Origin of the sequence: Psychrobacter sp. NPDC064578 (genome assembly GCF_044901245.1) — a bacterium.
Lineage (GTDB): Bacteria > Pseudomonadota > Gammaproteobacteria > Pseudomonadales > Moraxellaceae > Psychrobacter > Psychrobacter cibarius_C.
This window is the reverse complement of record NZ_JBJDPI010000007.1, coordinates 40,481-54,103: the sequence shown is the minus strand read 5'-3', so window position 1 is coordinate 54,103 and position 13,623 is coordinate 40,481. Positions and strand designations below refer to the sequence as shown.

The 13,623-nt window shown below is 42.9% G+C and carries 12 protein-coding genes; 8 read left to right on the top strand and 4 right to left on the bottom strand.

Going from position 1 to position 13,623, the window contains the following annotated elements; translation table 11 throughout:
• Positions 1–573 precede the first annotated feature (573 nt).
• From rpmI to ACI2JM_RS09485, 5 genes are all read left to right on the top strand, one after another.
• Entirely contained in the window at positions 574–771 is a 198-nt protein-coding gene (gene rpmI / locus ACI2JM_RS09505) for a 50S ribosomal protein L35 (protein WP_010197866.1), read from the top strand.
• A gap of 150 nt (positions 772–921) precedes the next feature.
• On the top strand, positions 922–1,278 hold the full coding sequence (gene rplT, locus ACI2JM_RS09500) for a 50S ribosomal protein L20 (RefSeq protein WP_025651520.1): 357 nt from the start codon (positions 922–924) through the stop codon (positions 1,276–1,278).
• Positions 1,279–1,630: 352 nt separating this feature from the next.
• On the top strand, positions 1,631–2,686 hold the full coding sequence (gene pheS, locus ACI2JM_RS09495; protein WP_201614997.1) for a phenylalanine--tRNA ligase subunit alpha: 1,056 nt from the start codon (positions 1,631–1,633) through the stop codon (positions 2,684–2,686).
• A gap of 71 nt (positions 2,687–2,757) precedes the next feature.
• Positions 2,758–5,163 (top strand): phenylalanine--tRNA ligase subunit beta, encoded by a 2,406-nt coding sequence (gene pheT, locus ACI2JM_RS09490; RefSeq protein ID WP_404643792.1) that lies wholly within the window; start codon positions 2,758–2,760, stop codon positions 5,161–5,163.
• A 245-nt stretch (positions 5,164–5,408) separates the two neighbouring features.
• Entirely contained in the window at positions 5,409–5,708 is a 300-nt protein-coding gene (locus ACI2JM_RS09485) for an integration host factor subunit alpha (protein ID WP_045445928.1), read from the top strand.
• 243 nt (positions 5,709–5,951) lie between these two features.
• Here ACI2JM_RS09485 and ACI2JM_RS09480 read toward each other — a convergent pair whose 3' ends face one another.
• Positions 5,952–6,308, bottom strand: coding sequence for a hypothetical protein (locus ACI2JM_RS09480; RefSeq protein WP_404643790.1), 357 nt, complete (start codon positions 6,306–6,308; stop codon positions 5,952–5,954).
• A 518-nt stretch (positions 6,309–6,826) separates the two neighbouring features.
• Here ACI2JM_RS09480 and ACI2JM_RS09475 point away from each other — a divergent pair.
• The gene (locus ACI2JM_RS09475; RefSeq protein ID WP_045445932.1) at positions 6,827–7,717 is read left to right on the top strand and encodes a neutral zinc metallopeptidase; all 891 of its coding nucleotides are present in this window, start codon (positions 6,827–6,829) and stop codon (positions 7,715–7,717) included.
• Between the two features lie 202 nt (positions 7,718–7,919).
• Here the strand turns inward: ACI2JM_RS09475 and ACI2JM_RS09470 are convergent, their stop codons facing one another.
• The 3 genes from ACI2JM_RS09470 to trxA form a co-directional block, all read right to left on the bottom strand.
• Positions 7,920–8,159, bottom strand: a complete 240-nt coding sequence (locus ACI2JM_RS09470; RefSeq protein WP_055125335.1) for a hypothetical protein — start codon at positions 8,157–8,159, stop codon at positions 7,920–7,922.
• A gap of 580 nt (positions 8,160–8,739) precedes the next feature.
• The gene (rho, locus tag ACI2JM_RS09465) at positions 8,740–10,008 is read right to left on the bottom strand and encodes a transcription termination factor Rho (RefSeq protein WP_055125334.1); all 1,269 of its coding nucleotides are present in this window, start codon (positions 10,006–10,008) and stop codon (positions 8,740–8,742) included.
• A gap of 526 nt (positions 10,009–10,534) precedes the next feature.
• Entirely contained in the window at positions 10,535–10,861 is a 327-nt protein-coding gene (trxA, locus tag ACI2JM_RS09460) for a thioredoxin (protein ID WP_060491956.1), read from the bottom strand.
• Between the two features lie 369 nt (positions 10,862–11,230).
• Here trxA and ACI2JM_RS09455 point away from each other — a divergent pair, with 369 nt between their 5' ends.
• Positions 11,231–11,944 carry an RluA family pseudouridine synthase gene (locus ACI2JM_RS09455; RefSeq protein ID WP_193007340.1) on the top strand — a complete coding sequence of 238 codons (714 nt, stop codon included), beginning with the start codon at positions 11,231–11,233 and terminating at the stop codon, positions 11,942–11,944.
• A gap of 53 nt (positions 11,945–11,997) precedes the next feature.
• Positions 11,998–13,623: a flavin-containing monooxygenase gene (locus ACI2JM_RS09450; protein WP_404643787.1), complete on the top strand. Its 1,626-nt coding sequence runs from the start codon at positions 11,998–12,000 to the stop codon at positions 13,621–13,623.

Sequence of the window (13,623 nt, the reverse complement as noted above, 5' to 3'; positions counted from 1 at the left end):
TATGAGTGCTGCTAATCATGGTGTAGGTTGGTAGCGTCATCATCGTACGGTAGACGCTCGATAAGTGTGGTAAATAACTTTGTATTATTAACGCTCAGCTTATACTAAGGTTCAGTCTCTACTTAAGCACAGCTTAAGCTGACATTCAATCTATTTGGCGGTAAATCCGCAGTTTTATGAGTGTTTTGACTAAAATCTTTATAAATGGGCTCATACCCATTATCCACTGTCATGCGTACTAGGGCGTGTCCTCATTTTAAAAATGATGATAAGAATGAGATAAATTGCCGTCAAAAAGCGAAAATAGCGCAAATAATATCGAGATATGAATCAGCTATTTGACTTATCTTGGCAAAATTTAACCGTTTTCAGTCCATTTATTTGCTTTCGTTCAGATTGAGGACACGCCCTAGGCGAGGCGTAAAAGTTTCCTTGGCAAAACAGTGGATTATCTGCTAAAATACCGCCTCCCACCTCGAGGCAAATAGAGGTTTAGTGGGTGTTTTTACAGCCACTATTCGTTATTAACTATTTGACGACCAGGTTCTATCAAAGACAAAGAGGCAAATCATCATGAAAGTTAAGATGAAAACCAGAAGCGGTGCAGCTAAACGCTTCAAAAAAACAGCGAACGGCTTCAAGCGTAAGCAAGCAAACAAAAGCCATATCTTGACCAAGAAATCAGCTAAGCGTATTCGCCAGTTGCGCGGTCTAAAGATGGTGGACAAGTCTGACGAAGCAGCAGTTCGTCGCATGTGCCCATACATCTAGTAGGCTATCGTCATTTAGCTTTAATTAAGCGCTGTTTAATTTATAGCGACTGGATTAAAAATATCTGACTTTGCAATCTGATAGCGATGTCTACTATTCGATGACATCGTGATTCGTTTAATAATGATTAAAGAAATCTTGGAGTAATTTATGGCCCGTGTAAAACGTGGTGTACAGGCGAATCGTCGTCACAAAAAAATCCTAAAACGCGCAAAAGGCTACTACGGTGCCCGTTCACGTGTTTACCGCGTAGCGGTACAGGCAGTGACCAAAGCTGGTCAATATGCTTATCGTGACCGTCGCAACAAAAAACGTACCTTCCGTCGTCTTTGGATTGCACGTATCAATGCTGGTGCACGCTTAAACGGTTTAAGCTACAGCCGCTTTATCAATGGCATGAAATTGGCTAACATCACTGTCGATCGTCGCGTACTTGCTGACATCGCTATGCATGATGCAGCGACTTTCACAGCGTTGGTTGAAAAAGCAAAAGCGGCATTAGCATAAATATTAACCTTCCTTTAGGGTTGCTGCTTGTTTAGTCAGAATTTACAAGTAGTTATCTATATGGACAGGGATAATATTGATTAATAGTATGATATTAATAAAAGCTACCGCTGGTCGGTGGCTTTTTTTATATCACATTATCTTAATACTTCATGTCACAGCCTTGTTTTAGCACCAGCGCTAAATATGCTTTGTTGAGATAGCTTTTATTATCGTCTAAATATTCAAGCCATTCATATCACTGGTATTATTTTTGAATGACTGGGTAAATGGTTTGCAATATTTGGTCAAATCCCTACAATTACCAATCACTATTATTAATAGTCCGTTTAAATCAGGAAGAATGCATCTTATGACTACCCCTGCTGCTACCACCGATTTGTCGGCGCTACCGACCTTGTCCACAGAGCTAAGCGAGCTTAATGAAGCTCAGCTAAATGAGTTGGCCAGTGCCGCTGAAGCCTTGGTTCTACAAGTAAACGATGTGCGTGCGTTGCAAGATTTGCGTGTGCAATTGACCGGTAAAAAGAGCCCATTAACTGGCTGGTCAAAGCAGATGGGTAAACTCAGCAGCGACGATAAAAAAACCTACGGCGGCTGGTTACATCAAGTCCGTAGCCGTATTCAAGATGCGTTGACAGCGCAGCAGCAGCAGCTAGAAGTGGCGGCACTAAATGCCAAGCTTGCAAGCGAGAGCATTGATATCACCTTGCCTGCTCGCGGTGGTCAAAAAGGTCATTTGCATCCAGTGACCATGATTACCCAGCGTATGCAGCAGTATTTTATACAAGCAGGTTTCAACGTTGCTACTGGTCCTGAAGTCGAGAGTGATTACTATAACTTTGAGGCGCTTAATATTCCGTCGCATCATCCAGCACGCGCGATGCACGATACCTTCTATTTTGATGCGCACTATTTACTACGTACGCATACCAGCCCAGTACAGATTCGTACTATGGAAAAGAATGAACCGCCTATTCGCATTATTTGCCCAGGTCGCGTTTATCGCAATGACTCGGATCAAACGCATTCGCCGATGTTCCATCAGCTAGAAGGTTTAATGGTTACTGAGTCGAGCACTTTTGCTGAGTTAAAAGGCTTGATTAGTGAGTTCTTGGAGGCATTTTTTGCCAAAGAATTGACTGTACGTTTCCGTCCGTCATTTTTCCCATTTACCGAGCCGTCAGCTGAAGTGGATATCCTCGATGACAATGGTAAATGGCTTGAGGTCATGGGCTGCGGTATGGTACACCCACAAGTGCTGACCAACTGCGGTATTGATGCCGAAAAATATACTGGCTTTGCTTTTGGAATGGGGATTGAGCGCTTCGCGATGTTATATTACGGCATCGATGATTTGCGTTTATTTTTCCAAAATGACGTACGCTTTTTAAAGCAGTTTGGCTAGATTTTATTATTTAATAATACCTCTACCTTTACTCCAAAACCTTTATTATAAAATTCTGATCTGAGATATTTATGAAAATTAGCGAACAGTGGCTACGTCAATGGGTAAACCCCAACAATACTAGTGAGCAATTGGCCGAACAACTCACGATGGCAGGACTTGAGATTGATGATCGCTATGCGGTTGCCCGTGCCTTCAGTGGTGTGGTCGTCGGTGAAGTCATCAGCGTCGAGCAGCATCCAGATGCCGATAAACTGCGCGTTACGCAGGTTAATATTGGTGCAGCTGAACCGTTACAAATCGTCTGCGGCGCACCCAATGTGACTGTTGGTATGAAAGCACCCGTTGCTACCGTTGGTGCCGTATTGCCAAGCGATGACAAGAAAGGCTTCACAATTAAAAATGGCAATCTACGTGGTGTTGCCTCCAACGGTATGTTGTGCGGCGCTTCTGAAATTGATTTAGTCGATGACATTGATGGTCTGCTCGAATTGCCAGCAGATGCACCAATTGGTATGGATATCCGTGAATATCTAGGCTTAGACAATCAAATCCTAGATATCTCTATCACGCCAAACCGTGGTGATTGCTTTAGCGTACGCGGTATTGCGCGCGAGATATCAGTCATTAACGATTTGCCGATGCAAATGCCAAATATCTCTGAAAATATTGTCTCTACTCATAATGAAGCAACACCAACCGTAACAGTCAGTGCAGTTGAAGCGTGCCCACGCTATCTATTACAGTCAATTAGCAACATTGATCGTAGCATCGATACACCAAAGTGGATGCAAGATGCACTAGTGCAGTCAGGACTACGCTCGCACAACTTTTTGGTTGATGTGACCAACTATGTATTGATGGAATTGGGTCAGCCGCTACATGCTTTTGATGCCGATACTATCGAGGGCGATATCGTTGTGCGTTTGGCACAGCCTGAAGAAACGATTACTTTATTGAATGAACAAACCATTACCTTAACCGGTGATGAATTGCTCATCGCTGATGATAAAGGCGCACTTGCACTTGCTGGAATCATGGGCGGTCAGCGTAGTAGTGTGACTGATAGCACAACCAATATTGTTGTAGAAAGCGCTTTCTTTGGTCAGCTAGCTATTGCCGCGCGCGCACGCCGTTTTGGGTTACATACCGATGCCTCACAACGTTTTGAGCGTGGGGTAGACTTTGAGTTACCAGAGCTAGCACTGGCACGCGCTGTTGATTTGATTACTAGCGTTACTGGTGGGCAAGCCGGACAAATAGTAAAAGCAGAAAGCAGTGAGCATTTACCAGCTTGCGCACTGATTACTTTACCAATTGCTAAAGTTCGTGATGTCATCGGTATTGAGATTGAGCCAGCAGTCATGGTTCGTATCTTAACCCAATTGGGCTTTGAGGTAGTGCAGCAAGCCGATAGCCTGATTTGCACGCCACCTTCTTATCGCTTTGACATGAGTATTAAAGAAGACCTCATCGAAGAAATTGCGCGTATCTATGGCTATGACAATATTCCAAGCGTGTTGCCGCATTTGCAAGTCAGCATGGATTATGACGATACCGCAGACTTGACACACGAGATGAAGCTGGCGCTGGTCGATAATGGCTATATGGAGGCGATTAGCTTTAGCTTTAGTGACGCAAAAATAGAAGCCTTGCTCGATGACAAAGCCCTAGGAGAAGTACTGGCACTGGCCAATCCTATTTCTAGTGACTTAGCCGTGATGCGCCGTACTTTGCTATCAAGCTTATTGCCTTGCGTGCAATATAATCTCAATCGTCAGCAGCCACGCGTTCGTTTCTTTGAAACAGGGCTTAGTTTTGTTGGTCAAAGTATTAGTGAGTTGGTGCAGACACCAAGTATTGCGTTAGTAGCAGTTGGCGATGTCTGGGACGAGCAAGCGTATCAAAACCGTGCGTTAGACTTTTATGATCTTAAGCATGATATTGAGCAGTTATTACCTGCACAAATGGATAGCGCCCGTATTCGCTATGAGCGCAGTGAGCTTGCTTTCTTGCATCCGGGTCAAAGTGCTAAGCTCTATATTGATGATGAATATGTCGGTTGGTTGGGTCAGTTGCATCCTAACACGGCTAAGCAGTTAGATTTGCCAGCTACGTGGGTTGCTCAATTATCACTTGCGCCATTACTGACCCTTGCCCGTGAGCAGCATACCATCACCACCCCAAGCAAATTTCCACAAGTACGCCGTGATATTGCCATTTTAGTAGACAGTGAGATCAGCTTACAGACATTAGAGTCGACGATACGCGCGGCAGCTGGTGAGCTATTGGCTGATCTGTGGCTGTTTGATGTGTATCAAGGCGACAAAGTGCCAGCTGGTCAGCGCTCATTAGCTTTTGCGCTAATATGGCAAGACAATGCACAAACGCTATCTGATGACGCCATCAAAACCGCGACTGACAAAGTGGTACAAGCACTAACTGAGCAACATGCTGCAAAGTTGCGTGACAGCTAACACATAACTCTTATCATAGACATGCTCTGTAGCCTCATTCTTAAAGAGGCTATAGGGCATTGCTATTTATAAGAATTATAATTTTATAAATTTTTTTCATAAAAATAGTTAAGTGGTTATTAATAAAGGATTTTAAAGCAGTCTTTGTTAAAAAGAGGTTAGAAAACCTTTATAATAGCTAGCATTAACCCTCATACCGCTAAACCATGATATTCGACATCACGACATAGCATAGGAGTCGTACTGTGAGCACCTTAACCAAATCTGACATGATTGAGCATTTGATGAGTCATCTTGACCTAACACGCCAAGAAGGCCGCTGTTTGGTAGAGAATTTCTTTGATGAATTGTCAGAGAGTTTAATTGATGGCAAAGAGGTCAAGCTTTCAGGCTTTGGCAACTTCGAGCTTAAAGATAAAAATAGCCGTCCAGGTCGCAACCCTAAGACAGGGGAGCCAGTCGCCGTATCAGCACGCCGTGTAGTGACTTTCAAAACAGGGCAAAAATTCCGTCAACAAGTTGATGAGCGTCTATTTGACGAGTAGCAGTAACTGTCAATCGTATAAAACTGAACATATAAATATATCATGACTTCATGATGGTTGTTAAAGTTACGCTTTATTATTAATGTGAGATGGTTGATCTACATTTGATCAGAGACATTAACTATCATGTTTAGCTATGAATAACCACGAACAATGGTAAATGACGTAAATGACACGCACAAAAAAAGAGAGCTTAGGCTCTCTTTTTTTTACTACAGTATTTCTATCATATAAACGATAAAATTACTGAGCTGGTTCTTCAATAACTACAACTTCGTCAGCTGCGTCTACAGCTGGAGTTTCGCTAGCTACGTCAACGCTAGTAGTAGTACCGTCTACAGGTACTTCAGCATCGATTTCGTCAGTAGCAGTAGCAACTTGAGCATCAGCGATGTCAGCTTCAGCTTCAGCAACAGCAGCGTCAGCATCAGCAGTTACTTCGCCTTCAGCAGCAGCTTCGTTTAGCTCTTCTGATGCATCTTGCACTTCTTCTTGTGCGTCAGATAAATCTTCAGCAGCGTTTTCTTTGTTGCTGTCACAGGCAGTAAGGCCCATAGTTGCAGTCATGATACCAGCTATAGCAAGTAATTTTAAGTTCATAAGGTTTTCTCCGGGAAAATGAAATGATCAGTAGCAGCAAAAAAGGTTGAAAGCTGAGATTTCTCAGAATTCAACTAGTCTTAGTTACAGCTACTCAGCTTTCACGCATTCTATAGGATTTCTATATAAATAGAAATAGGCTGTACAATTAAGTAACAATAAAATTGTAAATAGTGTTTTACATCACTTATTCGTTATAATTTTTAATACAACGAGCCAAATTAATAGACGTATAATCAATGACATCAACCTATTTTGATGACTTTTTCGATGTCTTGATTTCTACTATGCTTTTTAAACATCTATTGTATCTATTAGGGGTTTAATAGTCATTAAATGTCTTGATTAGTGCAATATCAAGAGCCTAGTAAAGTAGCGTTTATCAAAAATACTTTGTCACTACTTACGTATCAGAAATCGGATTTGATCAAAAAATAAAGAATTGAGTCAAAATTACACTATATAAAAAATCATCAATACGAGTAGCAATATATATCGTATATTTGAGGAATGAAACAATGAAATGGCAAGGTAGACGCGGCAGTTCCAATGTGCGCACCAGCAGTGGTGGCGGCAAAATGATAGGCGGTGGTATCGGTGGTATTATTATTGCTGGCATTTTATGGCTGGTATTTGGGGTAAATCCAATGACCGCTTTACAGACGGGTCAAGTAGTAGCAGGCGGTGGCAATAGCAGTGCCTCTACCGAACCTGCGACAAGTAACGATCGAGATACGCAGTTTGTCAAAGTAGTCTTGGCTGATACTGAAGAAGTTTGGCATCAGATATTCAAAGAAGCAGGCAGCACCTATCAGGAGCCATCATTGATTCTCTTCAATGGTCAAGTTAGCTCAGCCTGCGGCAGTGCTAGCTCCGCGACGGGCCCATTTTATTGCCCAGGCGATCAGACTGTCTATCTAGACAAATCTTTCTTTGTAGAAATGCGCCAAAATCTCGGTATAACGGGTGATAAGCAAGGCTCTGGCGACCAAGATAATCAAGGTAAAGCGGGTGATTTTGCACAAGCTTATGTTATTGCGCATGAAGTTGGTCACCACGTACAGACTTTGTTAGGCATCAGTCAGCAAGTTAATGAGGCCAGCCGTCAAGTCACTCGTGCACAAGCCAATAAGCTATCCGTACTACAAGAACTGCAAGCTGATTGTTTTGCTGGGGTTTGGGCACAACGTAACCAAGAGCGTGTACAGTTTTTGGAGGCAGGTGATATCGATGAGGCCATCAATGCCGCTGGTCAAATCGGTGATGATCGTTTAGCGCGCGCTAGCGGTGGAGCAGTCGTACCTGATAATTTCACTCATGGCACCAGTCAGCAGCGTGTTCAGTGGTTCACTCGTGGTTTGGAGAGTGGCAACGTGCAGTCTTGTGATACTTTTAGCGGGGCATTATAGTCAGTATCGCTATGATATTTTAGCGTAGTAACTATCCCCTAAAAAAGGCGATCCAACAAAAAGCCTGCAATATCGATTGCAGGCTTTTTGTATTTTAGAGCGTTTTAGACATATTCAATTTAGACATATTCAATAGATTTAAAATACACACAGTTGAAATGCTTAAAAACGGTCTTAATAGCACCAAATAATCATTTAGCGATTATCTGCTGTTGTTAAGAATGTAAGCACCAGCGCCACCTACTGCAGCACCACCAAGTGCGCCACGAGCGATGTCTTTGCTATCGCCGCCACTTCTAATAAGTGCACCAGCAGCAGCGCCGGCAGCAGCACCTTTAGCGGTATTGCTCAAGCCACTATTGTATCCGTTAGTTGCACAGCCACCCATGATAAGGGCAGAGCTAGTAAGAGCAGTCATTGCGATAGTTTTAGCAAATTTCATAGTATCACCTATTAGGTTATCAAGTTAGTTTATCAAAATCAAAATACGATATTTTTATTACCACTAATTTTAATACCGGTAGTAAGCCGTATTAAAATATTTGGGCAAGTATCTTAGAATAATCTATTGTGCTACCGCAAGACATACAAAGGTCTGCATTAGTAAGGATTACATCAAGGATGTTAAATATCTCGAAAATTATACTGCTATCAACACGTGATAGCAGAGTATATCTATACTGGCTCCTATACTAACCCATATAATAATTTCTAGGCGTAGTAAAAGCGCTAAGCTTTGCAAATAGCCTGTAAAGGATGTTTCTCCACTGTATCGTTGGTAGGGGTTTTGCTTAGGGTTATTGTATTTATATTGATAGTAAGCTAACTGTTTTTGAAGATAGTACTTTTGGCGTCTAATAGTGAGGTATTAAGGTCTGTTCTCATTTTTATTGCCATTTTTAACTTCAGGACATGCCTGAATATATAAAAAATGAATACAAAACGAAAAGACCGCACGAGTGCGGTCTTTTCTACTTAAGTGGCTTATATATTGAGTATGGCAAAGCAGCACGGATCTATCATTAGTTCTGTGATTTACGCTTCATCTGTTCAAAGAATTCATCATTGGTTTTGGCTTCTTTTAAGCGATCCAACAAGAACTCAGTGGCTTGTACGCCATCCATCGGCTGTAATAGCTTACGTAAAATCCAAACCTTGCGCAGTTTATCTTCATCAAGCAGACGCTCTTCGCGGCGTGTACCAGATTTTTTGATATTAATCGCAGGGAAGACACGTTTTTCAGCCAGATCGCGCTCAAGCGTAATCTCTTGGTTACCTGTACCTTTGAATTCTTCAAAGATAACGCTGTCCATTTTACTACCCGTATCGATAAGGGCACTGGCAATAATGGTCAAGCTGCCACCTTCTTCAACATTACGAGCAGCACCGAAGAAGCGTTTTGGGCGCTCTAACGCATTGGCGTCTAGACCACCGGTTAACACTTTACCTGACGACGGAATAACTGTGTTATAAGCACGTGCCAGACGAGTAATCGAATCCAGTAAAATAACCACGTCTTGTTTGTGCTCGACCAAACGCTTTGCTTTTTCGATAACCATTTCAGCGACTTGTACATGACGCTGTGGCGGCTCATCAAAGGTAGAGGCAACCACTTCACCGCGTACCGTACGTACCATTTCGGTGACTTCTTCTGGACGCTCGTCAATCAATAGGACGATGAGATAGCATTCAGGGTTATTACGAGTAATCGACTGCGCAATGGTCTGTAGCAGCATCGTTTTACCCGCTTTTGGCGGTGCAACAATGATAGAACGCTGACCCTTACCAATCGGCGCGATTAGGTCGATGATACGACCCGTCAGATCCTCAGTGGTTCCGTTACCAAGCTCGAGTTTTAAATGCTCAGTTGGGAATAGTGGTGTCAGGTTTTCAAAAATAAGCTTATGACGTGAGCGATCTGGGGTATCAAAGTTGATTTCGCCAACTTTCAATAACGCAAAATAACGTTCAGAATCTTTTGGTGGACGAATCGTACCAGCGATACTATCACCCGTCTTCAGACTAAAGCGGCGAATTTGGCTAGGGCTGACATAAATGTCATCAGGACCGGCTAAGTATGAGCCTTCTGATGAGCGCAAAAAGCCAAAACCATCCGGAAGAACCTCAAGTACGCCGTCACCATAAATGGCTTCACCGTTCCGCGCATGGGTTTTTAGGATAGCAAAGATGATGTCTTGTTTACGGCTACGCGCCATATTATCAAGACCCATTTCTTTGGCGATAGCCAATAGCTCAGCGATTGATTTTTTCTTTAATTCAGTAAGATTCATAGATAGGTCATTAGCAATTGATCAGATGAGAGATGCCATTAGCAGCACAAGTCACGACAGTGATTAAAACAACGATAGTATGGTGATAGAGGGTGCGTGCACAGAGCTGGATTTATGTAGTTTGGATATTACGTGTCAGCTTATATACGAATTGCAATCGTTTATGCAAGGTAATAAGAAATAAGGATAAAGAAGTCTACATAAGAGTCTGCGTCAAAAACTCAATATCAGTAATTGTGTTTAGTCATTTCGTTCAGCAATGGTGTTTATAACGACGATTGTGTTTTTGTTGATAAACACGAGGAGAATAGCGATAAGACAGTTAGGAAAACCGTTAGTTTTCTGTTGTCAGCAGACTATACGGTCTTCACAATAGCATTGTCAATAAATTTTGCCAAAAAAGTCGTCTAATTGAGTTTTTTGCATAAAAAACAAGCAAAAAAGCCACTATCTACGTTAGATAATGACTTTTTCGACGGTGTTGCTGTCTCTTTAGAACGCTTATGCAAAACGAGCAAGTCTCGACTTAGAGATGCTTGTCTAACACTTTTGCCAATTCAGCTTTTGGCTGTAGACCCATCACTGAGTCAACTTTTTCGCCATCTTTAAAGACAAATAGCGTTGGGATATTACGGATACCAAAACGGCTAGCCGCTTGTGGGTTGCTATCCACATCAACTTTGACAATTTTAACTTTGCCTTGGTACTCAGTGGCTAGATCTTCTAAAATAGGGGCGATTGCTTTACAAGGACCACACCATGCTGCCCAGAAGTCTACCAATACTGGCACGTCTGATTGCAATACGTCTTTGTCAAAGTCGGCATCGGTAGTATGTAAAATAAGGTCTGACATAATTTATCTCTCTTGTTTTATTATTTCTATCGCCATCCATCAACCAATATATTTGTTGCATAATAGAATGATGAGTGACCAAAGAAGCGTTTAGAAGTGGTTAAAATGTGCCATTATATTAACATGTTTGCTCGGGGTTAACAGGTGCAGGCTGGTTAAATTGTTTAACAATTACGATTAGCACAATAAATCGACACATAACGACACAGGCATGGTTTTATCTGTCACTTGATAATACTGTCTGTGTCTTTTGCTCAAGAATATGCGGTTTATAACACTATATCTATACTCTAATATCTACCACTTAAGACAGCTTTCATATGCAAGCTCATTAATCATTCAAGCCCCTTTATATAAGTGCCCATTTTTATGCCTTTTACTGCTGAAGAAGTCAACGCCCTCAATGCTCAAGAAAACGCCTATCCGCTTGAGTTTTTTCAAGCATTTGCGCAACAGATTACTGTCTACGAAGATGATGATATTTGGGTGGTTGATAAGCCTGTAGGTCTGTTGAGTGTCGATGGCAAAACGCTCAAGGTCAGTTTGCTGGCGAGACTTGAGCGTGCCAATCCCGCAGTCAAGCTGATTCATCGTCTGGATATGGATACCTCAGGGCTGCTCATTTTTGCCAAGAATGCTGCCGCGCAAACCCATATTAGTAAGCAATTCATTGAACGTTTGCCACAAAAAAAATATCAGGCACGCGTCTTTGGAGAGTGGGAGCGTGTCGGCGCAACGGGTGAGATATCCGTACCAGTGCGCTATGAGCCAGAGACGAAACCGCGTCATATCGTCGATCCTAGCTGGTCAAAGCATGCCTTAACTTTATATGAAGTCATCAGCCATGAGCAATGTAACGGTCAGACAGTCACGCGCGTAATGCTAAAGCCGGTCACCGGTCGTAGTCATCAGCTGCGCGTCCATATGGTGCATGTTGGTCATGTGATGATTGGCGATCCTATTTATGCAGAAGGTACAGCTTTAGCGATTGCGCCAAGGCTTAATCTGCATGCCCAGCAATTGCGTCTCAAGCATCCTACGCTTGGTGCGTGGATGGATTGGGAAAGTCCAAGCCCTTTTTAAATGGATTTATGCCAAATTTTTTAAACCCATCATGCAAAAACAAGGAACGTATTATGCTTGATATGACGGCAGCCAAACAGGCAGTTAAGAAACGCTTAAAACCTCAATTGGCACTCTCAGACACACCAGTGGATTATGAAGTACTGATTATCGGTGCAGGAATTGCTGGTATTGGTATGGCGTGCCGATTGCAGCAGCAAAAACACAAAGGACTGTTTGGTTATAAAAATCCAGGTAAGCAGAAACGCAAATCATCAAAGCAACAGCAGAAAAGTGCACAGCGATTTTTGGTGTTAGAAAAACGAGCAGATTTGGGTGGTACATGGGATTTATTCACCTATCCAGGCATCCGCTCTGACTCTGATGCCTTGACGTTTGGCTACAGTTTCAGACCATGGCTAAATCATAGGATTTTGGCAAAAGGCGGTGATATTAAAAACTATATTGCTGATACGGCGCGTGAGTGTGGTATCAGCGAACATATTCGCTATCAACACGAGGTGCAGCAGCTGTCTTGGTCAAGTAGCCATCAACAATGGACGGCGATGGTAAAAAATCATGCCAGCGGTGAGGTGTTTACGGTAACAGCAAAGTTCGTCGTTGGCGCCACGGGTTACTACGATTATGAGCAAGGTTATCGTCCTTCTTTTAATAAAGAAGCAGATTTTCAAGGTGAAATCATTCATCCGCAGCATTGGCAAAATGTGGATTATGACGATAAGAAGGTAGTCATTATCGGTAGCGGTGCCACAGCGATGACATTGCTGCCAGCTTTGGTGGATGAAAAAGGTGGGCAATGCGCGCGTCACGTCACTATGTTACAGCGTTCTCCCACGTATGTGGCAAGTGTACCGGGCGATGATTATACGCTTGATTGGCTAGCAGGTAAATTTTCACCGTTGTCGAAAGAGCAGGCTTATACAGTGCTGCGTACTCGTAATGTATTGATTCAGCAAGGTACTTATCGAGCGGCTATATTGGCACCCAAGCTTATGAAAGCGTTATTAAAACGCGGTGTCAAAACAGAGCTAAAGGGTAGCGGTATCGATGTGGCGCATTTTGTACCGGACTATAATCCTTGGGACCAGCGGATATGTGCGGTGCCAGACAGTGATTTATTCAAAGCATTGCATGGCAAACGCGCCAGCGTCGTCACCGATCAAATCAGCCATTTTACCAAGACGGGCATTATGCTCGAATCGGGTAACTCTCTCGATGCTGATATCATCGTCACAGCGACAGGATTAAAGCTACAAATGCTCGGCGGTGCCAAAGTATATATTGACGGGCAGGCGATAGATATTGGTTCGCGTATGACTTATAAAGCGGTCATGATTGAAGAGTTGCCAAATATGGTGGCGCTATTTGGCTATACCAACGCCTCATGGACGCTAAAAATCGATTTGGCGTGTCAGTATGTGATGCGACTGCTGGGCTATATGCATCAGCATCGCTATCAAGTGGTATTGCCACAAGCACAGACTAAAGATGCCAAAGCGCTTACGCAGACAGATACAGTGATGGGCGCGCTATCGTCAGGATATGTCAAGCGCGCTCAACATGAGCTACCCAAGCAAGGCGATATATATCCTTGGCGGGTGACAAACAACTATCTAAGCGACCGCATCATGCTCAAACATCGCAAAATAAAAGATGATTGGTTACGCTTTAGTCGTTAA

What these genes read in the sequence shown, in the direction of transcription:
- rpmI (WP_010197866.1), top strand. Translation starts at nt 574, where the DNA reads ATGAAAGTTAAGATGAAAACCAGAAGCGGTGCAGCTAAACGCTTCAAA.
- ACI2JM_RS09450 (WP_404643787.1), top strand. Translation starts at nt 11,998, where the DNA reads ATGCTTGATATGACGGCAGCCAAACAGGCAGTTAAGAAACGCTTAAAA.
- ACI2JM_RS09480 (WP_404643790.1), bottom strand. Translation starts at nt 6,308, where the DNA reads ATGAACTTAAAATTACTTGCTATAGCTGGTATCATGACTGCAACTATG.
- rho (WP_055125334.1), bottom strand. Translation starts at nt 10,008, where the DNA reads ATGAATCTTACTGAATTAAAGAAAAAATCAATCGCTGAGCTATTGGCT.
- trxA (WP_060491956.1), bottom strand. Translation starts at nt 10,861, where the DNA reads ATGTCAGACCTTATTTTACATACTACCGATGCCGACTTTGACAAAGAC.
- pheT (WP_404643792.1), top strand. Translation starts at nt 2,758, where the DNA reads ATGAAAATTAGCGAACAGTGGCTACGTCAATGGGTAAACCCCAACAAT.
- rplT (WP_025651520.1), top strand. Translation starts at nt 922, where the DNA reads ATGGCCCGTGTAAAACGTGGTGTACAGGCGAATCGTCGTCACAAAAAA.
- ACI2JM_RS09455 (WP_193007340.1), top strand. Translation starts at nt 11,231, where the DNA reads ATGCCTTTTACTGCTGAAGAAGTCAACGCCCTCAATGCTCAAGAAAAC.
- ACI2JM_RS09475 (WP_045445932.1), top strand. Translation starts at nt 6,827, where the DNA reads ATGAAATGGCAAGGTAGACGCGGCAGTTCCAATGTGCGCACCAGCAGT.
- pheS (WP_201614997.1), top strand. Translation starts at nt 1,631, where the DNA reads ATGACTACCCCTGCTGCTACCACCGATTTGTCGGCGCTACCGACCTTG.
- ACI2JM_RS09470 (WP_055125335.1), bottom strand. Translation starts at nt 8,159, where the DNA reads ATGAAATTTGCTAAAACTATCGCAATGACTGCTCTTACTAGCTCTGCC.